Origin of the sequence: Thermogemmatispora sp. (genome assembly GCF_042408735.1) — a bacterium.
Lineage (GTDB): Bacteria > Chloroflexota > Ktedonobacteria > Ktedonobacterales > Ktedonobacteraceae > Thermogemmatispora.
Genome location: NZ_JBHOQV010000028.1, coordinates 19,485 through 41,649 on the forward strand (window position 1 = coordinate 19,485; position 22,165 = coordinate 41,649).

Consider the following 22,165-nt stretch of genomic DNA (forward strand, 5'->3'; position numbering starts at 1 on the left):
TGCCTGTGGCTGCTCCGGCAAAGGGAAGAGGCCTTGCGCTGGTAGCGGCCAGACTGCTGGTTGGATTGCCAACTGCTGCGGTAAGAGAAAAAAACGAGTTCTTTCCCCGCTTGGGGAAAAAGAGACGATACAGAAGGAAAGCTTCTGCGATGAGAGTGCAGCCGCCTGGTGAGTACGGGGATCGAGAGTTCAGGAGCGGTCGCAGGCTGGCGCCTATACTGCTGCTCCTGTTGCTGACGCTGCTCCTGATCACCCTCGTCGGCAGCTCAGCCACGGGTCTCCCCTCCACGGCAGGCAACTGTACGGCCCTCTCTCTCTCCCCTGGGCGCACTCCTCCCCTCTACCTGGGTCTGGCCGCCTATCGCTTTGTCGATAAGCTGGCCTACCTGGAGATTGGCGATCGCACTTTGGGCCTGTCCACTGCCGATCTCTTTGGCAGGAACGCCGACGCTTCCCACTACCTGCGTACGCTCCCTGGGGGTGGACGTGTACTCTTCGATGCTCTCGGTCCGGGTCTTCTGACGTTCGCCCGTATGCAGGAGACGTTTGGCTCTCCCTGGCTGCTCTATCGCGACGGCGAGGGGCTAAGGTTCTCAGCCAGCGATTTAGGGCAGCGCCAACCCGCGTCTGGGGTGGCCAGCCGCTTTCCTTACCCGCTTTCTCTCAACCCGAGCGAGGATGAGGGAAGCAGCATTGTTGCGCTGCCACTGCCTTTCGCTCAACGCCTGACCCTCAGCACAACGCGCCCTAATGGCAATTTTTATGCTCTCTACCGGCGCCTTCCCTGGGGGACCGCTCTCGCAGACTGCTCAGGCAGCCGTATAGGCAGTCTGGCCGCTATGCTTGCCAGCTCTCAGGCCGCAACGCTGTCGGCCAGCACCTCACTGCAGCAGCAGAGCGGCAGGCTAGAACTGCCCGCTAGAAAGGACGTGACCTTTCTCAGGTTGCAAGGACCGGCCCAGGTCCGTGAACTGAGGTTTCGCGTGCCACTGAGCGAGGCGGTCGCCTTCGGGAAGAGCTGGCTGTCGATCTTCTGGGATGGTGAGCGGCTGCCCGCGGTAGCTGCCCCGCTGAAGTTCCTGGCAGGCGATGGCGCTGGCCTCTACCAGCCGGCAGGCCGTCCCCTGGTGGCCGGCTGGCTGGCGACGATCCAGAGCCAGGGCCCGGCAAATCGGCCAATGATGACCTTCAGCCTCTTCTGGCCGATGCCCTTTGCCAGCAGCGCTCGCTTTGTGCTGCAGGCCCCCCAACGCCTGACTGCCGTGGACTGGAGCGTCTCCCTGGAGCCTTTTCCTGATCCTCGAGCCTGGTGGGGAACCTTCCATGCCACCTACACCAGCGTCAGCCATCCGCCACAGGGCCAGGCTTTGACCTTGCTGGACGTCCGTGGCAGCGGGAAACTCGTGGGCACGGTCATCAATTTTTGGCGTCCCGACGGGACCCTGGAGGGGAATCCAGAGATTACTCTCGACGATAGCCTGACTCCTCAGATCGAGGTCACCGGCACCGAGGAGTGGGGCCTGGGCGGCGACTATTGGCATGGCGGTCATCAGACCAGCCTGCCTCTGGGCGGTTTCCCTTCCGGCGAGAATAATCCGCCCGGCAGTGAGCACGATGGGGCCGCCCTTTATCGCTTCCTGGTGGCTGACAGCATTCCGTTCAACCGTCGCCTGGTCTTTCGCCTGGGACATGGCAGCCACAACCAGAGCCCCTATCCCTACCGCGCCCTTCTGCTCTGGTATGGGACCCCTCGTCCGACGGCCTTCCTCAGCGATACGCTCTTTCCAGCACAGGCGGCCAGCCGTTTCCAGCATGGCTACCAGGCTGAGGATGAGCATTTCTATCAGCTGCAGGCGGCTGCGATCTATCAACCAGGAGCAACTGCCGCCAGCGGTACCGTCAGCGCCGCCGGCGGGACACTCTCCTTCAGCTTCCATCTGGCAGCCAACAATGTCGGTGCCTTCCTGCGCCGTCTGTTCGATTACTGCTCGCCCAATCAGAGCGCCGCTGTCTACGTCGACGGGGCCTTCGCCGGGATCTGGTACAGCCCGGGAGTTGCCAACCACGGCCCTCCTGGCTCTCTTCGCCACTGCTGGCGCGAGGAAGACTATCCGCTGCCGGCCCAGTTGACGGCGGGCAAACGCCTCATCAATGTGCGCCTTGTCCCTGTCTCCGTGAGCCAGGCACCCTCATTAGTCTGGACGGCCTTCCGCTATCAGGCATATAGCTTCCTGCCCTAGGTTCGTCCCCTCTGCCTGCGGCGGCTCAAACATCTGTGCCCCCCACATGCGCCTTGCATCCAGTAATACCGACATCCTTTCACCATAACCCGGGTAGAAATCACAGGCATTGGATGGCAGATCATGGTAGGCTATCGTTACGACGGAAGCGCTTATCTTGAGCACAACCACCATTGCGTCCACCGCGGCCTACATGGTAGGCCGCGCCGCAAGGAGGCAGGATTATGAGCCAGTCAGTTTCTTACGCTCCAGCAGCCGCTACCTCGAGCGAGGCCCGACCAGTGATTCCAGCTCAGGGTAACGGGCGCCGCCTACTGCAGCGACTGAGCGCCCTTCAGCAGGAGGTGGCCGAGATCGTGGAAGAGGCAGTCGAGAGCGGCAGCCACACCAATGGACCTCGCGTCCAGAGCCTGGAGGAGGCTTTTAGGGCCTATCTTCAGGTGGCGGATGCAATCGCTGTCAATAGCGGTAGCTCCGCTTTGCGCGCCGCCTGCGAACTCCTGCATCTGCCTCCGGGAACGGAAGTCATCGTTCCTTCCTATACGTTCGTTATGACCGCTTATGCGGTCAACGATGCCTTCGCCATCGATCCCCAGAGCGGAGCGCTGGCCAAGGGCGGTCTAATTCCCGTCTTTGTGGATATCGATCCCCAAACCTATACTATCGATCCGGCCTGCGTCAGAGCCGCTCTGAGCGAGCGTACAGGGGCCATCATTGCCGTTCACATGCTTGGACAGATGGCCGATATGCGCCCTCTGCTGGACCTGGCCGACGAGCGGGGCCTGTTCGTCATCGAGGATGCCGCCCAGGCTCACGGCGCGACCTATAGTGATCCCCGGACGCAGCATATTTACCCCGCGGGGAGCATGGGCGACTGCGGCTGTTTTTCGCTCAGTGACGTGAAAAATATCGGCTCAATGGGCGGCGACGCGGGCCTGTTGACGCTGACCACACGCCTCGGCTCCCGCCTGCCATCGCTTGCGAGCGAGGCTCGTGCCTGGCGCAATACGGGTCGCCTGGGACGGCAGCGCTACGAGCATCAGACCTGGGGCATCCGGGCCCGCATGGACGAGTATTCTGCCGCCGAGTGCCTGGCTCAGCTGCGCTATCTTGATAGCTGGGTAGCCCGTCGACGGCAGATTGCCGCCCGCTATAACGCCGCACTGGCCGGCACCTCCTTCACGCCCCCCTACGTTGCACCTGGCCGCGGCCACGCCTTCTTCAACTACATGGTCAAAGCGCCCACGCTGGAGGCTCGCCACCTGCTGGAGTCGCGCCTGCGGGCGGCGAGTATCCAGGTTGCCGATACTTACAGCGTCGTCCCGGATCAGCCACTCTATCGCCAGGGTCTGCTTCCCTGCCGCCTCGTCGCCAGCGAGCAAGCGCGCGAGATCGCTCGCTTACTGGTGGCCATTCCCTGCTATCCCGAGCTTAGCGAGGACGAGGTTGCCCGCATCGAGGAGGTGCTGAGCCACTGCCCATAAGCGAAACAATTGTCTGTCTGTCTGCCCGTCTGTCTGGCTGCCAGGCCCCCTCACCAGAGGATGGGCAGTTAGAGCGCCGGGGCAAGGTTGTTCTCTGCCTCTCCCGCCGTCTCTCTTGCCCCGGCGCTGCCCCTCTCCTTTTTTCCCCTGCTGACTTACTCAGGATGGGCCTGTTGAGAAGGAACCTCGGCCTCACCCAGGTGGGTCTTGATGACGGCCAGCAGCTCTTCGGTCCGAAAGGGCTTGGTCAGATAGGCGGTGGCCCCCGCCAGCCGTCCCTTGAGGCGATCTAGCACGCCATCGTAGCCCGAGAGGATGATGATGACTGGGCGTCGCGAGCGACGGGCCTTGAGGATCTGCGCAATACGATAGCCGCTCAGACGGGGTAAAGCGATGTCGAGGAGCACAAGATCGGGGGAAAGATCACGCTGCTTGGCTAGCGTTCTGATGGCCTCTATGCCATCCGCATAGGTCAGGCAATCGATGCCCTGGCGTCGCAAACATACTTCGACGATCTTGCGCACCGGCAATGAGTCGTCGATCACCATGACAAGCTTGCCCATTGTGGCCTGCCCTTTCCTCGAACTGGCAACAGGGTCTAATCGCCGGCAGGCTGGCCTGGAGCCGAGCGATCTGGCCCTTACCGGTCAATCGTCCTGGCGGAAGGCTGCTCTCCTATCTTGCTCTCGCCGGCGGCCTTCCAGAAGCTGCCTCCTGATCTTTTGAAGGCGATCGCCTGTCTGGCTCAGAGCGGAGTGGACGTCTTGTAGTGGATCCAACGGACGCTGCAGCGGAAAGGCTGGCCGCGGGCCTGCCCTGTGAAGACTGGGCCCGGCCTCGGTGCGAGTCGAGGTCGTCCTCTATCTGGCCCTCTCCTCGCTGCTCTTCTCTCAACAAGGGTGGCAGGACGGGTCAGCCGGGCCAGGAGAGAGGTCTAACAGAGTGCTCAGGTGGCCTGTCCTGTCTCCTGGCCCAGCTCAGAGCGCCAGCAACCGGCCATGGGCTACTCCGTCAGGGAACCAGAAATTCTTCGAGCATGCGCTTGCGACAAGGCTCGGCCAGTTTGCGCAGGGCTTTGGCCTCGGCTTGCCTGATGGCTTCGTGCGTGACTCCCAGCTTGCGCCCAACTTCCTTGAGAGAGTGCTCGCGGGCCCCCTGGAGACCATAGCGCAGGCAGATAATCCGCCGCTCGTTGGGGCTAAGGCTCTGCAGGACCTCCTTGATGTGCGTTTCAAGCATCTGGCTGATGACGACCTGCTCGGGAGAATAGGCGATGTCGTCTTCAATGGTGTCCCTGAAGGGGATCTCGTCATCTGAGCTGGTGGCTGGGGAGTCAAGGCTGAGGGTCTCCTCGCTGGCCTGCAGCAGAGCAAGGACCTGCCGCTCCGAGAGATCCAGCTCCTCCGCCAGGTCCTCGGTCGTGGGATCACGCTCCAGGTCTTGTTGCAAGCGCTGACGGGCTTGCGTAAGCCGCTTGAGTTCTTCGCGCTTGTAGAGGGGCACGCGAATGGTATGGGCCTGCTTGGCCAGGGCATGTGACATGGCTCGCTTGATCCACCATGTGGCATAGGTGCTGAATTTGTAGCCCCGGCGATAGTCGAATTTTTCAATGGCGTGGATCAGGCCAATGTTGCCTTCCTGGACCAGGTCCATGAGGTCCATCCCCAGACCCACGTATCGGCGCGCAATGCTGACAACCAGACGCAGATTGGATTCGATGAGTTGCCGCTTGGCCTCCTCTCCTTGGGCAAGAATGTATGGGTCAGGATGGGCCTTCCTGCGCTCCTCACGCGCACGCTCCATCTGCCGGGCCAGGGCTGTCACTTCCTCAGGACTAAGCTGCCGGGTGCGCCCGATCTCGCGCTTGTACATCTGACGGGAATCGCGCAGACAGAGGATGTCTTGCTCCTGCTGCCAGGATGTCTTGTCATCCTTGATGTCAAGAAAGGCTCGCTCCACAAAGCGCGGTTGTAGGCGCAATTCCTCATCGTCAGCCGGTCCAGTGCCAATGACAACGCACGCGGATGCGGTTTTAGGCAACACACTGACCATATACAGACTCCTCTCTTTGCTCTGTCTCAAGAAATAGGTTTTCAGGAACCAGGAATAGGTTGTAGTCCTATGCATCAGCGATCATGCGGTTATGGGAGCCACCTGCACGACGATGGCGCTGATGTTGTCAAGCCCCCCGCTGTCGAGCGCCAGACCCACCAATTGGTTGCAGATTTCAGCCGAGGAGAGGCCAGGCAGACAGAGGAGTTCTTGAAGCTGAGCATCGTGGATAACCTCCCACAGTCCGTCAGAGCAGAACAGGAGGCGATCGTCGACCTGCAGATTCAGCTTAAAGCACTCGACGTCGACAGTGGCTTTGCTGCCAAGGCCGCGATAGAGCTGCCGACGCTCGGGATGCCGCTGGGCCTCTTGCGGGGTGAGTACGCTGGTCTCGACCATGCGCGCTGCCAGGGAGTGGTCACGGGTGATCTGCACCAGGCCCTCACGCTCTCGGTAGCGATAGGCCCGGCTGTTGCCTACGTTGGCGATATAGGCCGTCAGTTCAACGATCAGCCCTACTGTCAATGCGGTCACCATATATGTGCATTCTTCTATGCTGCGCAGATAGACGGTCTGGTTCGCGCGCCTGATGCCTTCGACAAGCAGCTTCGGTAGCTGCTCCTCGTTGAGCTGACGGTAGCCTGCCAGGCCCAGCAGGACGAAATGGAGCAGGGCCTGGACGGCCAGAGCGCTGGCTTTCAGGTCGTCGGCGCGATTGCCAAGGCCCAACCCATCGGCTACGATGAAGAGGCCGAAGGGGAGCAGGCGCTCGTTGCAGACACAGGTTCCCTGGAGGGCCACCAGCCTATCCCCATTGGGGCCGGGACGACGTCCTTCGCCCAGGTGCCAGGCCGTACCTACTTCCAGGCGCAGCGGCAGGTCGCGCTGCCAGCGGCGCGGGGGAGATCGGCGCTCCGGCCCGGTGAGTTGTCTTACCAGCGCGGGGAACGCCTGCAGGTGTGCAAGTAGAGACGCCTCGTTTTTCGACTGCAGCTGCTCTTTCATGTCAGCGTCCACGCCTCCTCGCGCGAGCGATCACTCCTGCTAGCCCACTACCTGGACGTAAAGGGCATACATGAGTTGCATGGCCTGCTCTTCGCCAAGCTGGCCCGCCAGGCGCTGTTGATAGCCCCCAAGGCAGTCCATGCGCCGCCGGATGAATTCATGTCGGGCGCTGCCCAGAGCCAGCCCGTAAAGACCGTTCTGCATAGCCTCCAGTTCTTTCTCGATCTGCGATCGCAGCCGTGCAACCTCGCTCTCGCACATGGGTCGTCTTCCCCCCTTTGTTGACTGCGCCCAGGGCGCAGAAGAACAGATGGACAGACGAGGATCTCACTGACACTGGGCAGTATACCGATTGGAGGTTTTTCTAACCTCCCCAATCGCTTCCTGGTAAGATAAGGCGCCTGCTGCTGCCCGGTGCCTTTGAGGAAGGAGAAGCCCGCTGAGGAGTGTCCCAGGTCCCCGGACGGCGTAATATAGGGCACGATTTGCTCTGACTGGCGTCTCAGAATCGCAAGATGTTTGCCTCGCATTTGGATGATAGAGACCCCTGAAGGGCTTGATCAAGGTCCCAGGCTTCTGTTCCCGGATGACTGCCTCTCTGGACTCCAGATGACTCTGGAACAGGCTTCAGCCGAAGACAAAGAGCTGTCCTGTCTTATACCAGTCTTATGTAAAGCGAGCGGGAGACTCCGGCTGGTCGGAGTTATCGGCGGTTGAGATCAGCCTGGCCAGGGGCCAGGCTCGGGTCAGTGGCTCCATCGCCAGGACGCCGGGTTTTGTGGTCTGGGATGGGCCTGGTCTGATGGAGCCTCGTACGCGCCCTGGAGGTCTGGCTTCTGCTGTGCAGGCATGGTGGGCGCCAGCGTTGCCAGGCGAAGTGGGCGAGGAAGCTGCGCTATCCTTTTGACCCGCTCCTGCTGCCAGCTTGCGCAGAATGGGGTATAAGGTATAATGAGGGAGTTGATTGAAGCGTCCCGGTAGGCTCCCTTTCGCAGCTCAGCCTATCCCTTTTTCCCGCAAGGTGCAGTTCAGAGGGCGGTAGGAACCGCCGCTAGGGGATCATCACATGAGCACAAAAGTGACCTACCATCAACAAATCAGTTTCTGCGGCAAGCCACGCTGCCGTAAATGTAATACGGGCATCGGGCACGGTCCCTATTGGTACGCTTACAAGACGGTGAATGGCCGTACCACTCGCAGCTACGTTGGAAAGACGCTGCCGCCCGATGTTCAGCCTGAGCAGATCCAGACGTGGATCGCCGGGCGGCCCGCCCAGGACGATGATCCCGCCGTGCTCCGAGTCTCGATGCTCGGTCGCTTTGAGCTTGAGCGCCGCGTGGGACGTAACTGGCAGGTTGTCGAAGATGCGCGCTGGAACCATCACCGTCAGCGCTCTCTCTTTGCTCTGCTGCTTCTGAGCCCGGGACGCAAGCTCGGCCGCGAGCAGATTATGGAAGCGCTCTGGCCGGGACTTGATCCTGAGACGGCGGCAGCCCGCCTGGATCGGACGGTTTATTCGCTGCGCCGCATTTTGGAGCCTTCGCTTCCACGGGCCTCGATCTCGCATCTGCTGCGCACTGAACACGAGGGGCTGGCGCTGGCCGATCAGCATGAGATCTGGACGGATAGCGATGCCTTCGAGCTGTTGTTGACGCAGGCCCACGAGGAGCAACGCTCGCTTTCGGAGCGGGAGCATTTGCTTGAGGAGGCGGTGGCCCTCTACGCTAATGATCTGTTGCCTGAGATGCCGGATGTGGCCTGGGTGGTGACGCGCCGCGATATGCTGCGTCGCCACTGGATGGGGGCTTTGCTGGAGCTGGCCGATCTGCGCCTGGCTCGCGAGGCCTACGCCGCGGTGATTGAGCCGATGGACCGCTTGCTGGCGGCTGATGATACGAACGAGGCCGCGGTCCAGCGTCTGATTATCGCGTTGACAGCCCTGGGCCGGCGAGCCGAGGCGATGCGCGTCTATCACCGCCTGGTCGAGGCTCTGCGGCGCGCGCATGATATAGAGCCGCTGGCGGAGACCCGTCGGCTCTATGAGGAGGTGCGCCGCGGCTCGATCGGCGTGAAGGGGCTGCCGCCGGTGCCGCTGACAGCCTTGTTGGGTGTGGAGGGACGCAGCCAGGAGGGACGCGATGGGCGTTCGCAGGTGCAAGTTGGCCGCCAGCATCAGAGTCCGCTGGTGGGTCGTGAAGAGGAGTTGGAGAGGCTGCGCACGGTGATGCATCTGTGCGAGCAGCAGCGCCGCGTTCGTCTGGGCAACCGCCGGCGGGCTTTGATTTCTCCCTTCGATCAGCCGCGTCAGGCTCAGTGTGTTTTGCTGGCCGGCGAGGCGGGCATTGGCAAGACGCGCCTGGCCGAGGAGGTGGGACGGGAAGCTCAGCAGCGGGGGTGGGCGATCGCCTGGAGCCGTGTCTATGCCCAGGAAAGTAATGTTCCTTATCGGCCCTGGACGGAGGTGCTGCGCAACGCCGAGAGCCGCGGCTTCTGGCAGGTTCAGGAGATCAGTCGTCGCCCCTTGCTTTATCAACCCCTGAGTGTTCTTCTTCCCGAGTTGAATGCCTTGCCCCATGTTGAGTTTGCCAGTCCCCTTTCGCCCGAGGATGAGCAGCGCCGCCTGTGGGAGGCCACCCTGGATCTGCTGACGATGATTAGTGAGCGTACGCCTCTGCTGGTCGTGTTGGACGATATGCATTGGGCCGATCCGAGCAGCTGTGAGCTATTGGCTTATCTGGTGCGCCATCTTCAGCAGCGGGCTATTATGGTAATCGCTACCTATCGCGATACTGAGCTGCCGGAGGAGCATCCGCTGCGGACGTTGCTGCCTCACTTGCAGCGGGAGCAGGTGGCTCTGCGGTTAGAGATTGAGCCGCTGAGCGAGGAGCAGATCGCCTCGCTGGTGGCCCATCTGCCGGAGCCGCTGGTGCATTACATCCAGAAGCAGGCGGGCGGGAACCCGTTCTTTGCGGAGGAGCTGGCGCGCACGCTGGCTGGCGCCAGCCCCGAGCTGGTTGAACAGTTGCTGGCCGAAATGGGAGGCGGCAGGCCCCAGCAGGAGCTTGGGCGGACGCTGCCGCTGCCGGAGACGATTGCAGCGGTGCTTGATCTACGCTTGCGCCGCCTGAGTTCGGCCTGTCAGCGCTTGCTGAGCAATGCTTCAGTACTGGAGGGGGCTTTCGAGTTTGGGGAGATACTGCAACTGGAGCAATTGGGGGGCAGCAACATCGATGAGCCGACCTTGCTCGATCTTCTGGAAGAGGCGCTGCACGAGGGTGTGCTTGTCGAGGAGGGGGCTGGTACGCGCATCAGCTACCATTTCTGGCATCCATTGCTCGGTCTGCATCTCTACCAGCGGTTGTCGGGGGCGCGTCGGGCCAGCCTGCATCGGCGAGCGGCCCTGGTCTTGGAGCGCAAGTACGCGGGACGCGAGGCGGAGGGGGCAGCGACGATCACGCAGCATCTGGTGAAGGGCGGCGGCGAGGCGGCAGCGATTAGCCGCTATGCGGAGCTGGCGGGCGACCACGCCTACGCCCTATCGTCCTATGGCGAGGCGGAGTACTATTATCGCCTGGCGATTCAGTATCTGCAGGCTTCGCAGGGGCGTCCTCTGGCTCTCTGGAGCCAGGAGGAGCGCCTGCATCTGGCAGATCTCTATGAGTTGCTGGCCTATTCTTTGCGGGTGCAAAGCCGACCAGAGGAGGCCCGCCATTTCTATGAGCGCCTGCTGGAGGTGCGCAATTATCAGCGCCAGCCGGCGTCTCCAGAGGAGGCCCTCTACGAGGCTCAGTATCAGGCGATGATCTGGGTCGAGATCGGCTGGACCTGGTACGATGCCAACGACAACGCTCGGGCACTCGACTGCTGCGAGCGCAGCGCGCAGATCCTTCAACAGTTCCAGATCGAGAAAAGCCCCGCCTGGGCCAGCATTTACCGCGAACGCGGTTATATCGCGTGGCAAGTTGGTGATTACCAGCTAGCTCTGCGGGAGGCCAATCGCGCCCTGCAGCTGTTCGAGCAGAACCTGGAGCGGGCATCTATCAGGCTTCCTTTAGACAAACCACTCAGGCAGACCAATATTAACACGAGCCTGATGGGAGACCAAGTCGACGTCGCTCTTACCCATCGCCTGCTTGGTTCAATCTTAAATAGCGTTGGGCAGACGAGAGAGGCCCTCTATCATCTAAAAATGGCTCTCACGATATTTGAGCAATATAATCGCTATAGGGATATAGCTGCGGCCTGTTGCAACATCGGCCACGCCCATCTGAGCATAGCCCAACTGCCAGCGGCCCAGGCGGCTTTCCGCCGGGCTTTGATGCTGGCGGAAAGACTGGGGGATACCTTGCTGCAGGCTGTGATTATCAGCAACCTGGGCATTTTAGCCGCCAGGCTGGGGGGCCTCGACCTGGCCGAGAGAGAGTTTAAGAGAAGCTTGCGAATGGCCGAGAAGGCCAGTGACAGGATATACCTCTGCTTCTGGAACGCCTTTCTAGCCGCGACCTTGCAGCGGCAAATGAAGAGCCAGGAGGCAGCCCAGAGCATGAGAAAGGCTCTCTCTGCAGCCATCTTCCTTAATCTGCAGCCTTGCCTTGGCTTCGCGCTCGTCGCCCTGGGCACTATGCGTCTGACCCAGGCCATGTACGAGCTGGCGCGCAGGCCAGTAGAGGCCCTTCAGCCCCCTGGTCGTGAAAGCCCGGCTGGGAGGGCGAGGCATTGTCTGAAGCGCGCTCGCCAGATTCTCGAGCGCGCTCTGGCTTTGGAACAATTGGAATCCGAAACCCTCATAGAGGGGAAGCTGGCTCTGGCTCAGGTCCTCCTTCTGCTCAACGAGTTAGAACAGGCCCATAAGCTCACGAGCGAGTTGCTGGCGACGCTGAACGCCCATGAGCGAGTCCTGGAGTTTACAAAGGCTCAGTTTTTACAAGGGACTCTCCTTCTAGCGCAAGGGGCAGGAGCGCAGGCAGAACGTCAGATCAACCAGGCTCTAAGTACTCTGCACAATAAGGGCCTAAAAATAGAGTACAGCCATTCGATATACTTTCTATCTCTACTTGTTTCATCTAAAAATGTCAGGTTATCAAAGGCCAAATTCCTTCCCCAGCTTAGAGATGCCCTGGCCCTCTTCAGAGATTGCCAGGATAAGCTTGCTTACGAAGCCACCCATCACCTGCTGGAATCGTTCCGTGGCGGAGAGCGCCGCAGTTAACCCTGCAACCCTGGGTCAATTCACCTGTGAGCGTCATGCGCCTGGCTGTCTGCCTGCATCCGGCTATAGAGCAGCAGAGCGTCTCTTGTACATCCAGTAGTTCTGATATGTCCCTCTTCCATCCGCTATGTTATTTGCCTCTCCACGCAGGTAAAAACTCCAGGCATCATCTCCCCAAGATAGGGTACGATACAGATAACAAAAGTGAGAGTGCTCTGTAAGAGACAAGATAGTGGTAGCCAGCGGCAAGGTCTATCCAAAGCGCCCGCTCCGCTGCTCGAAGTCGGAGGTGAGCCAGCCCAGACCAAAACCTTAGAGTACAGAGTCAGCTTCAGCCTTTCTTATTCAGACACTAAGATCAGTCATCCTGTTTTTCGGTCAACCTGCACGCCGCCGAGGAGGAATGCAATGCATATCGCTCTCAGCAAGAAGCAACTGGTAACCCTGATCGTCCTGCTGGCGCTCCTTGTGGCCGCTGCCCTGAGCGCCGTAGCGCTGATCGAGCACCAGGCCCTCGCCCATATCTTGAGTGTCACACCTCACTACCAGTGGTACGGCAGCCCCTAATCGCCTGACGGCTCTCTGACCCAGGAGAGCCACCTGACCAAGCCGCCAGCGATCGTACAATGTCACCATCGTTGAAAGGCTGCCGTGCTTGAGGCTTGCTGGTCCTGCTGCTGGCAGTGGTCCTGGGGGATGTGGCAGTGACGGCGAGCGACGCAGAGCGCCACGTGGTACCACCCAGCCACTCAGAGGCTGCAACAGCGCCCGTCGCTCCAGCCGTCCTGGCAGAGTCGCCTTCCACGGGCCGCATCGGCCAGAGCTACCCATAGCCCACATGGGCAAACGACATAACCCTTGCCTGAGCGGGCGAGGATGCGACCAGGTCAAGATCACTCAACCGATCGGATCGCCCTCGTCCCTCTCAGAGTAACGTCCCTGAGAAAGGAAGCGCCTGATGTCTCACTTCGACTAATCAGCGCACCCTTCGTCGTGATTGCAGACATGGCGAGCTAGCTCAGGCCCCCGGCAGGGTGCCACAGCCAGTGAGCCACGGGCTACGGCCACCTCCCGTAGCACCATCCCGGCCCACTGACACACCAGCCGCACCTGCCTGGCCCGCCTGTCGATACAACGGGTCGGTCAGCCTCCCCCGGTCTGAACCCCTCGAAGCCGCAGCGCTGACCGACCCACCTTTTTGTCTCCCATTCCCCTTCTCTCGATTACTGCACCTCTCCACGGCCCTGAACCTCAACCAGAACCGGGCCGCAATCCCTGGCAGGCGCTTCTTGCCACCATAGAGCGAGCATTACCTGACAGATCACATCTCATAAGCTATAATAAGAAACGCCGGTCGCTCGCATGAACAGTTCGACCTCCCGCGCCGCTCGCCAGCGGTCGCATTTGGCGGTCAGGTTGAAGCACCGATATTTATCGGGTAATCTTAGCTGTGACTACTTACTTCCTACCGACATTTCACAGTGCGGCCTTCTTGGGATTCGGAGGAGAGAAAGAGGCCCGGTAGGCGCAGGCCTCTTTCTAAGCCTTCGTCCTATGGCAGCCAAGAGAATGCAGCAGTCCTGCTAAAGATTAGCGAGCAGACTCAGCGAGCTAAGACGAATGAGATCAGGCCGTCCTGGCCAGGGATCAGACAGAGGCTCCGCTTCACACCTGCGATGGCCTCACAGGGTGCCCGATGCCACGTAAGCCAGGCCAGTTCACGAGGGAGCAGCAGAGCGCATGCGTGTAGTAACGATGGCGCCAGAAGACCCGTTCAAGAACCAGCGCCACAGCTTTGCGATGCCTGCAGCACTCCGGTGCTCTCCTGCCCAGTTCACCAGACCCGCACTGGAGCACGGAAAGAGAGCGCGCTCCCATGCCAGAGCAGCGCAGGCCGGGGATGGTCCTGCTTTGCCAGTAAGCAGCCAGCTCCAGCAGTCGCCCCACGTCGTCAACCATCACCGTCTCCCTCTGCCAGAAGTGTCAGGGCTTTCCGGGGCAGGAGCGGCCCCCCAGACCCAGTTGGGACCAGCGCAGCCACGCAGCCACCGTCTTGCCCTCGCCAGGAGAAAGAGCCTGTGGGCCGCCCAGTGGCCCCTAGACGCACCAGCAAGACCAGTGCGACGCACGCAGGCCAGACCCTTCCTGGTAGCCTCTGCGATCAGCTCCCCAGCAGCAAGCCTGCGTAGCGGCAAGGAGTGCGCGCGATGAACAGTAAGGTCACCTACTATCGTCAGTACAGCTTTTGTGGCAAACCACAGTGTAAAAAATGTCGCGCAGGGCGCGGGCACGGACCTTACTGGTACGCTTATCGCAGCGAGGGCGGCCAGACCACACGCACCTATATTGGCCGCACCCTGCCACCAGAGGCGCTGACCCAGATCGAACAACAAGAGATCGTGGCCGGTCAGCCAGCGCAGCCCTCGCAGCGACGCCTCTACCTGCTTGGCAGCCTACGTCTGGAACGTTCCATCGAAGAACAGCGAACCACCCGACGTGGCGGACGCCCCACTCTCCAACTCGCCGGGCGCGCCCTCCTGGCTCTGCTGACCTCCAGTCCAGAGCGTCAGCTCTCGCGTCAGCAAGCCATGATCACCCTCTGGCCTGGCCTGGAGCCGTCCGAGGCCATCCGCCGCCTCGAACGCGCCGTCTCCAACCTGCGCTATTGGCTCACCAGTGCCAGCGCCTTAGCCTCAGCTTCCATACTGCTTCAAGAAAGCGAGGAGGCGCTCAGCCTTGCCGGCCAGCAAACCCTGTGGATCGACGCCGACGCCTTCGAAGAGCTGCTCAACCAGGCCTCGCGCTGCAGCGACGAGCCGCTCCGCGAGAGCCTGCTCGATGAGGCTCTGCGCCTCTACAAAGGGGACCTGCTCGCTGGCTGGACTGTCCCGCCTTATCCCGCCCAGCTCGCCAGAAGACGCGAAACCCTACGCAGGAGCTGGCGCCAGGCCCTGCTAACCCTGGTCGATCTACGCCTCGCCCGAGATAACCTCACTGGCGCATTGCCGCTGCTCGAACGCCTCTTAGCCTACAACCCCAGCGATGACGAAGCTCTCTCCTTGACGATGTACTGCCTGGCAGCCCTACGTCGCCGCAGCGAGGCCATCCGCCTTTACCAGCAGTTCCTTTCTTCACATGAAGGGACCCCCTCAGAGGCGCTTCAGACCCTCTACCAGGCTATCTGCGCCAACCATCCTCTCTCTCGCCCCCGGCCTGCGCCCGCTCCTCAACCGAGCCAGCCAGCCACCTCCCGAGAGAGTGTCTCCGCCTCTTCTTCCCCTCAGATCGGGCGCACCCACCGCAGCCCTCTGGTCGGGCGTGATCAGGAGCTGACACGCTTACGGCAACTCCTCATCACCACTGAGCAGCTCGCTACAACTACCCTGGAGCGGCTGACTCCCGCAGCCAGCGGGACCGGCTCGGCCCGCAACGGGGCCACTGCCACCTTGCCCCTGGCAACCCAACGCCAACCTCAGTACGCCGTCCTGGTCGCAGCCCCCGGCCTTGGCAAAACTCGTCTGGCCGAAGAACTCAGCCGCGAGGCCCTGCAACGCCAGTGGACGGTCATCTGGAGCCGCGTCTACGAGCAAGAAAGCGCCATCCCGTACCGCCTCTGGATTGAACCACTGCGGAGCATTACCGAGCAAGACTTCTGGTTTACCCAGGAGATTCGACAACATCCCGAACTTTATGCCCCCCTCGGGGCTATCCTGCCCGAACTCTACGAGATCCTGCCACCCCCACCACCACTACCCCCAGAGCAGGAACAGCAGCGCCTCAAAGAGGCTTTGCAAGAACTGCTGACGCGCATCAGCAAACAGGTTCCCCTCCTGCTCGTGCTGGACGACCTGCACTGGGCCGACGCCAGCAGCTGTGAGCTACTCGGCTACCTGGTGCGCCGTCTCGCCGGCCACCCGGTGCTCTTCATCGGCACCTGCCGCGACAGCGATCTGGCCGCCAATACCGTCCTCCAGACGCTCATCGCCCACCTGCAGCGCGAACACGGCGTCATCACCCTGGACTTGCCGCCGCTCACCGATGAACAGATTGCCCAGATCGTCAGCCATATGCCCCCGGCAGCCCTGCGCTTCATCCAGTCGCACGCCGCTGGCAATCCCTTCTTTGCTGAGGAACTGGCCCGCAGCATTGAAATGCAACTGCTTTCCCCTACCGAGAGCAGCTTTCAGGCAAGCCTGCAGCACCTGCCCGAGACCATCACCGCCGTGCTCGATATGCGCCTCACCCGGCTCAGTCGCCACTGCCGCCGCCTGCTCAGCGACGCCTCCATTCTCGGCGGCTCCTTCGAGTTCGAGGCCCTCTGCGCCCTGGAAGCCGCCGATCCCCAGCCTTTCGACGAGGAGCGCGTCCTCGATCTGTTAGACGAGGCCCTGCAGGCCGGCGTCCTGAGCGAGACCAGCAGCGGCAGCCATATCAGCTACCACTTCTGGCATCCTTTACTGGCGAGCCACCTCTACGAGAGCATGTCTGGAATGAAGCGCGTCCTGCTGCATCGGCGCGCCGCCGAAACCCTGCGCCAGCTCTATAGTGGCCACGAAGAGAAGGGCGCCGCCATGATCACCTACCACCTGGTCGCCGGCGGCGGCCCTCCCGAGCAGATTATCCGCTACGCCTCGCTGGCAGCAGAGGCCGCCTACGCCCTTTCGGCTTATACCGAGGCGGCCCGCCTCTATCGGATCGCCGTCGAACATTTCCCACAGATCAGCGACCCCACTACGCCCACCAGGAGCCCCCAGGTTCTCCCTTATGACCGCCGCGCCTATCTCCTGGGGAGACTGGCCGAGTGCATCCGCATCCAGGGACATTACGCCGAGGCTTGCCAGCTCTATCAGCGTGCCTTTGATGTTGCACAGGAAGGCCGGACATACGGCCCGAGCGATCCGCCCTATCAAACGCAACTTGAAGCGCGCCTGCTCACCGAGATTGGCCGCACCTGGTTCTATATGAGCGACTTCGCCCGCGCCCACGACTACTGCGACCGGGCCGCCACCAGATTGCGCGCAGCAGGCATCGAAGGAGGGATGGCCTGGGCCACCCTGCGCTACCTGCGAGGCTACATCTACAATGACGAAGGCCGCTACGCCGAAGCGCGCCAGGAGGGGCAGGAGGCTCTGCGCCTCTTTGAAGCCCTCTACACGCACAGCTTCCAGACACGCGCCGGCGGCGCCCCCATCTCAACCCCAGCCAACGCCGAGGAGAGGCTGGCTCACCAAGAAACACGGCCCGCTACCCCCCTGATCAGCGGCGACCCCATCGGTCTCGCCCGCACCCACCGCTTTTTAAGTACCCTGGAGATCAACACCGGTCGCCACGAGCAGGCCCTGCATCACCTGCAAGTCGCCCTCCAGCTTGCCGAAGAACTCGGCCATAAGCGAGAAATTGCCCACATTTGTTGTAATATTGGACATGTTCTTCTTTACCGCGCGAACCATGCCGAAGCCCTGGCCTACTGTCGTCGCTCGCTAGAGCTGGCGGACGAGGTAGGCGATCTGCCATTGATGGCCGTCGTCTTCAGCAACCTGGGCATCCTCGCCGAACGCACAGGTGACCTTAACGATGCCGAGCGCTATCTCAGGCAAGCTATCGCCCAGGGCGAGCAAGGGAAAGACCAGGTCTACCTCAGCTACTGGAACGGCTATCTGGCTGGTGTCCTGCAAGCCCGCGGTCAGCTGAGCGAGGCCGGCCAGGCCCTCTATCAAGCGCTGACCATCGGACGCACCATTAAAAGCAGCCCCTGCATCAGCTCGGCCCTGGTCGCCCTGGCCCGTCTACGCCTTGGCCAGGCGCGCCTGCTACAGGCCAGCCTCTCCCGAGAAATCACCGCCGAGACCGAGCAACGCGCGCAGGGCCAGCAACTTCAACAGCGACTGCTTCAACGAGCCCGGGCCGCGCTGCGGCTGGCCTCAGCCCAATCAGGGATCACCGCAGACGTCGAAGCCCAGGGAAAACTGACCCTGGCCGAGGTCAACCTCCTACTTGGAGAACCAGGCCACGCGCAGTCCCAGGCCGAGGCCATTCTCGAACAGGCGCGCCGCACCAACATGACGATCATCCAGGGGGAGGCCCTGGCGTTGCTAGGCCGTATCTCTGCCCAGGCAGGAACCCGTGAGACCCATCTCCAGGCAGAGCACCACCTTGAGGAGGCCCTGCGCATCTTCCAGGAACGCGGCATGCGACTGCACTACGCCCGCACCCTGATCAGCTATGCCCAGCTGCTCTTACAAGACAGCCCCAGACGCCAGAGCGAGGCCCTCAACTATCAACGCGAGGCCACGGGCATCCTCCGCGAGTGTGGAGCCATGCTCGACCTGCTGCAACTTCAAGCAGCAGAACCCTCCTCCTGAGCAGACACCAGCCGCCAGACGAGGCAGCTCGCACAGCAGAACAAAAGCCCGGCTCCAGGTTGCGAGCCGGGCAGTCTCCCCCTACTTATTCCCTCGCCGGCTAGCTGGAGCGACTGGCATGCTCAGCCCGGCGGCTGCACTCAACGCAGCGCCTCTCCCCGCCCGTTGGTCACCTCGGCCATCACCCACTCGTCGAGCCTGATCAGAACCAGCCACGCGCGAGAGCGATGGTCAAGACGAGCGAGAGAAAGAGCGTGATCCCCCACAGCAGCACCCGCTGATAATCATTGCCATCTGGCAAGGGGGGCAGCTCCTCGGGAGCGGGCAGCAGTGACTCCTCGTGCTGCGAAAGATCCGAGGGAGGAGCCAACGATTGCAAGAGCGGATGACCCTGCAGCGGGTCCTCAGACGCATCAGGCAGTGGCTCGGTCGCAGGCGGACGCGGCTCAGAGACCACAGACACAGATTGGGAAAGTCCAGCAGGAGGCTCAACAACCTGGAGCGGCGCCTCCCGCTGCGTCGTCCGTTCGGTGAGCGCCTGACGCAACTGGGCAGGATGCTGATAGCGCTGCGAGAGATCGGGCCGTAGCCCCTGTCCTGAATAGAGACCCTTCGCTAAAATAGCCTCGAAACCAGGACTGAGCGCCGGATTCAACTGACGAGCCGGAGGGATACGGCCCTGGCTTCTGGCCGGCGGACAACCGGTCGCCAGATGGTAGGCCGTGGCCAACAAAGCATAGAGATCAACACGGCTATCGATCACCCCATGAGTCAGCTCGGGGGCCGTATAAGGCGAGAGCTGCGCGCGAGCCATACCGGTCACAAACTGCGTTGCCCCCGAGGCCAGCATCACCGAAAAGCCCGTCAGCACATAGTGAGAGCGCGTGCGACCGGCAATAATATAGTCTGGCCGGATCAAACCGTGAACAATAGGAGGGGTCTGACTGGCCAGAAACTCCAGGACATCCACCATTTGCAGACAGCACTCGACCACCTCCTGCTCACCAAGAGGACGCCCGCGCCGACGCAAACGGAGCAACAACGACTCCCCCTCAACATGCTCGAAGACGAAGAAATCGCGCTCCGCCTCCGAAAAAACATCGAGCAAGGTAGGGATCTGCGTGTGACGTCCCGCCGCATGGAGGGAAGAAGCAGCAGAGCGAACAAGCGCCCCCCGCAGGCGACCATCTTCACGCGGCAGCACAAACTCACAAATGCGAACTGGCGCCCCCCCACGGCGAGCATCATGCGCCAGCCAGAAGGTCTCGTAAGCTTCCGCCAACCACTCATGACGCCCCTGACGCTCAGCCAGACGATAGCGCCCCCCCTGGAGCAGCTCGCCCGCCTGCAGGGACCGCAGCCCCTCAGCCGCAGTCGAAGGCTGCGCCCCAGAAGAGCGCCCTACTCCCCGGCGCTCCCGCTCGCGCACCTGCTCCTCTGTGCGGCGTTGATCATCCAGAGTCGTCGGCTCCTGACGCCCACCAGCACCAGCACCAGCAGTCTGCCAGGGCCGATGCTGACGCAGCTGCTCCGCTGGCGACTGGTAACGCGGCGCCTCGCTCACCAGCACCGGTGGAACGGGCGGCTGTTGCCCACCAGCATGCCGCCCGGCAACAGGAGTCACCCGCGGAACATGCAAGTGCGGCTGCCTTCCACCAGCGCCGGTTGACCAATGGGGCCGCTCCCGATCTCCCGGGCGAGCCACCGCGTCTCCGCTGGCCACAGGTAACACGAAGCCACAGCGCAGACAGGCTCGCCTCTCCCCATCCCACTGAGCGTGACAACGTGGACACAGCATAAAATCATCCTCCCCTGATGTATGGATGCTTGAGTGACCGGCCTCCCTGCTTACCGGCCAGCACGCGGTGGACCATTATCACCAGGACACCACCAGGATGGATGGTCAGCCCAAAACCACCAAGCAACACCAGTAGAGAGCAGCCAGATGCCAGAGAGTCAGCCATCTGACGCCCGCAACCAACCACCCTGGCGCCTCCCAGTCAGTAAGAAGGATTGCATCGCTTGAGAAAGGAGCAAGTTCATGCCAGGCCTCGCTGCCTGGCTAGCGACAATACCGCAGCGGACGCGGGTTCGACTGGGAGAGAGAGGCCGGTAGCGAGAGCCGTCGCGGCAGCGGCTCAGGCTCCAGCCCCCCAGTCCAAGAATCGGGATCAGCAAGTGCTCCAGAACCCGCGGCATTGGCTACATCGGCACCATGCTGCGCAGGGATCAATCTCCGTAGTGGCTCAGTTTGGGGCCTCCTTCTTGACACGCTTCCCTGCAGGAAGGGTTCACCGCCCTGGGGCGGCGCCTGCCATCCCGCCACTGCAGCCGTCGTGCCCAGCGGAGGAGACAGAGGAGGCGCACACCGGGAGGTCGCCAATGTACGCTCCGCCAGCCGCCCGGGCGCCGTTAAGGTATAGAGCTTAGACGAGCGAAGCCGCGCAAAGTAGGCACGTGCATCAAAATCGCCTCGGAGCAGAGCATCCTGAATGGCCGCCACAGGCAACGCCTCATCGATGAGGCGCTTGATCGCCAGGGCATCAGGCTGCGCCCTTCCCAGAGCGAGATAGCCAACCAGACGATCATCCACCAGCGCCAGGCGATGGTAGCTCTGCTTCCCATGCCGCGTCAGGACCTTCACCTCCGCTGCTTCCGCCAAGGGATCGCCGACCGCCAGGATGGAGAGCGAACCCAGCCGTGTGGCCTGCCAGGAAGCACCAATCACCTCGCTGACCTGGGTCACCACCCGCCCCATCATGGTCGCTGCAGCCACTCGTCCCTGAAGGACAGCAGCATGCCAGGATGGCCGCGAGCGATAGGATGCGCTCAGAGGATGCCGCCAGGCCGCCACATCGCCCGCGGCCAGAATTCCCGGGACACTGGTGCAGAGCCGCTCATCGACAAGAATGCCCTGCTGCTCCTCGTAGACAAGAGGCAGGGTGGAACGAGTCGCCAGGTCGAGCGCGGGACGGGTCCCTGTGCAAATCAGCGCCAGCTGCGCAGGAACAAGACGCCCGTCAGCCGTGGCAACACCCGCTAACTCCCCTACCCTGCCCACAAAGCCTATCACCTCGCTTTCCAGATGAACCAGCGCCCCCGCCTGCTCCACGTGCCGCAAAACAAGCTCAGCCGCCACTCGATTGAGCAAGCGCGGCAGGCAGTAGGAACCGCGAATGAACCAGTGAACACGCTTACCTACGTGCAAAAGGCTCATGACGGTCTCAGCTCCATGCACCCCACCACCAATCACCGCCACCTCTCGCACCTCCCGCAGCCGGCGCCTGACATCAAGATAGTCAGGCAGACGATGCAACGTCAGAACGCCATCCAGCGCAGCACCAGGCAGATCCTTCGGCAACCCACGGGCAACACTACCTGTCGCCAAGAGGAGTACTCCATAGTGGACTACCCCCCCACCCGCTACCAGCAGCCTCCGCTCGACCGCATCGATCATCTCAACCCGCGCTACCCCCACCTTGATCCCACGCGCCTGCTCCGTCCCCTCGGGATAGGCCAGCAATTGGCTCCGGCTCACCTTACCAGAGAGGACTTGACGCAGCGCCGGCGTGTGAATCGTCGGATAGCACTGCTCCGTCAGGACTAGAATCGTGGCATCAGGCGCAAAACGGCGAGCCTCGATCGCAGCAGTCAGGCCGGCGATCCCATTCCCCACAATCACGACATCCGCGCTGGCCTCTATTCGCGAATCGCCGAACCAGGCCGGCAGGGCGGTCTTCTGCATGGTTGAAGCGCACCTTTCCTGTTGAATTACATCTGTATTATCCTTTCAAGGACAACCGTCTCTCTTAC

At 61.9% G+C, this 22,165-nt stretch carries 12 protein-coding genes; 5 read left to right on the top strand and 7 right to left on the bottom strand.

What is annotated here, in order from left to right; genetic code table 11:
* The first annotated feature begins 149 nt into the window (after nt 1-149).
* Nucleotides 150-2,240, top strand: coding sequence for a DUF2961 domain-containing protein (locus tag ACFMO7_RS02060; RefSeq protein WP_376793878.1), 2,091 nt, complete (start codon nt 150-152; stop codon nt 2,238-2,240).
* Between the two features lie 224 nt (nt 2,241-2,464).
* Nucleotides 2,465-3,724 carry a DegT/DnrJ/EryC1/StrS family aminotransferase gene (locus tag ACFMO7_RS02065; protein ID WP_376793879.1) on the top strand — a complete coding sequence of 420 codons (1,260 nt, stop codon included), beginning with the start codon at nt 2,465-2,467 and terminating at the stop codon, nt 3,722-3,724.
* Between the two features lie 155 nt (nt 3,725-3,879).
* On the opposite strand, the gene ACFMO7_RS02070 is transcribed toward ACFMO7_RS02065, so the two are convergent.
* The 4 genes from ACFMO7_RS02070 to ACFMO7_RS02085 all read right to left on the bottom strand — a co-directional run bounded on the left by ACFMO7_RS02070 (nt 3,880) and on the right by ACFMO7_RS02085 (nt 6,985).
* Nucleotides 3,880-4,287, bottom strand: coding sequence for a response regulator (locus ACFMO7_RS02070; protein ID WP_376793880.1), 408 nt, complete (start codon nt 4,285-4,287; stop codon nt 3,880-3,882).
* A 448-nt stretch (nt 4,288-4,735) separates the two neighbouring features.
* The gene (locus ACFMO7_RS02075) at nt 4,736-5,776 is read right to left on the bottom strand and encodes an RNA polymerase sigma factor RpoD/SigA (RefSeq protein WP_376793881.1); all 1,041 of its coding nucleotides are present in this window, start codon (nt 5,774-5,776) and stop codon (nt 4,736-4,738) included.
* An 81-nt stretch (nt 5,777-5,857) separates the two neighbouring features.
* Nucleotides 5,858-6,781, bottom strand: a complete 924-nt coding sequence (locus ACFMO7_RS02080) for a PP2C family protein-serine/threonine phosphatase (RefSeq protein ID WP_376793882.1) — start codon at nt 6,779-6,781, stop codon at nt 5,858-5,860.
* A gap of 39 nt (nt 6,782-6,820) precedes the next feature.
* Nucleotides 6,821-6,985: a hypothetical protein gene (locus ACFMO7_RS02085; RefSeq protein ID WP_376793883.1), complete on the bottom strand. Its 165-nt coding sequence runs from the start codon at nt 6,983-6,985 to the stop codon at nt 6,821-6,823.
* A gap of 862 nt (nt 6,986-7,847) precedes the next feature.
* On the opposite strand from ACFMO7_RS02085, the gene ACFMO7_RS02090 reads away from it, so the two are divergent.
* Together ACFMO7_RS02090 and ACFMO7_RS02095 are read left to right on the top strand one after the other, a co-directional pair.
* Entirely contained in the window at nt 7,848-11,990 is a 4,143-nt protein-coding gene (locus ACFMO7_RS02090) for a DUF6788 family protein (RefSeq protein WP_376793884.1), read from the top strand.
* A 408-nt stretch (nt 11,991-12,398) separates the two neighbouring features.
* Nucleotides 12,399-12,557, top strand: coding sequence for a hypothetical protein (locus tag ACFMO7_RS02095; RefSeq protein ID WP_376793885.1), 159 nt, complete (start codon nt 12,399-12,401; stop codon nt 12,555-12,557).
* Nucleotides 12,558-13,655: 1,098 nt separating this feature from the next.
* Here the strand turns inward: ACFMO7_RS02095 and ACFMO7_RS02100 are convergent.
* Entirely contained in the window at nt 13,656-13,949 is a 294-nt protein-coding gene (locus ACFMO7_RS02100) for a hypothetical protein (protein ID WP_069804317.1), read from the bottom strand.
* A 248-nt stretch (nt 13,950-14,197) separates the two neighbouring features.
* Between ACFMO7_RS02100 and ACFMO7_RS02105 the strand changes: the two genes are divergently transcribed.
* Nucleotides 14,198-18,352 carry a DUF6788 family protein gene (locus ACFMO7_RS02105; RefSeq protein ID WP_376793886.1) on the top strand — a complete coding sequence of 1,385 codons (4,155 nt, stop codon included), beginning with the start codon at nt 14,198-14,200 and terminating at the stop codon, nt 18,350-18,352.
* Nucleotides 18,353-18,554: 202 nt separating this feature from the next.
* Here the strand turns inward: ACFMO7_RS02105 and ACFMO7_RS02110 are convergent, their stop codons facing one another.
* Together ACFMO7_RS02110 and ACFMO7_RS02115 are read right to left on the bottom strand one after the other, a co-directional pair.
* Nucleotides 18,555-20,150: a protein kinase gene (locus ACFMO7_RS02110; protein WP_084658622.1), complete on the bottom strand. Its 1,596-nt coding sequence runs from the start codon at nt 20,148-20,150 to the stop codon at nt 18,555-18,557.
* A 264-nt stretch (nt 20,151-20,414) separates the two neighbouring features.
* Complete coding sequence (locus ACFMO7_RS02115) at nt 20,415-22,097, bottom strand: NAD(P)/FAD-dependent oxidoreductase (protein ID WP_376793887.1); 1,683 nt, start codon at nt 22,095-22,097, stop codon at nt 20,415-20,417.
* Nucleotides 22,098-22,165 lie beyond the last annotated feature (68 nt).

Coding starts and splice junctions, on each gene's coding strand:
- ACFMO7_RS02060 (WP_376793878.1), top strand. CDS start 150: ATGAGAGTGCAGCCGCCTGGTGAGTACGGGGATCGAGAGTTCAGGAGC.
- ACFMO7_RS02065 (WP_376793879.1), top strand. CDS start 2,465: ATGAGCCAGTCAGTTTCTTACGCTCCAGCAGCCGCTACCTCGAGCGAG.
- ACFMO7_RS02070 (WP_376793880.1), bottom strand. CDS start 4,287: ATGGGCAAGCTTGTCATGGTGATCGACGACTCATTGCCGGTGCGCAAG.
- ACFMO7_RS02075 (WP_376793881.1), bottom strand. CDS start 5,776: ATGGTCAGTGTGTTGCCTAAAACCGCATCCGCGTGCGTTGTCATTGGC.
- ACFMO7_RS02080 (WP_376793882.1), bottom strand. CDS start 6,781: ATGAAAGAGCAGCTGCAGTCGAAAAACGAGGCGTCTCTACTTGCACAC.
- ACFMO7_RS02085 (WP_376793883.1), bottom strand. CDS start 6,985: ATGCAGAACGGTCTTTACGGGCTGGCTCTGGGCAGCGCCCGACATGAA.
- ACFMO7_RS02090 (WP_376793884.1), top strand. CDS start 7,848: ATGAGCACAAAAGTGACCTACCATCAACAAATCAGTTTCTGCGGCAAG.
- ACFMO7_RS02095 (WP_376793885.1), top strand. CDS start 12,399: ATGCATATCGCTCTCAGCAAGAAGCAACTGGTAACCCTGATCGTCCTG.
- ACFMO7_RS02100 (WP_069804317.1), bottom strand. CDS start 13,949: ATGGTTGACGACGTGGGGCGACTGCTGGAGCTGGCTGCTTACTGGCAA.
- ACFMO7_RS02105 (WP_376793886.1), top strand. CDS start 14,198: ATGAACAGTAAGGTCACCTACTATCGTCAGTACAGCTTTTGTGGCAAA.
- ACFMO7_RS02110 (WP_084658622.1), bottom strand. CDS start 20,150: ATGCTGTGTCCACGTTGTCACGCTCAGTGGGATGGGGAGAGGCGAGCC.
- ACFMO7_RS02115 (WP_376793887.1), bottom strand. CDS start 22,097: ATGCAGAAGACCGCCCTGCCGGCCTGGTTCGGCGATTCGCGAATAGAG.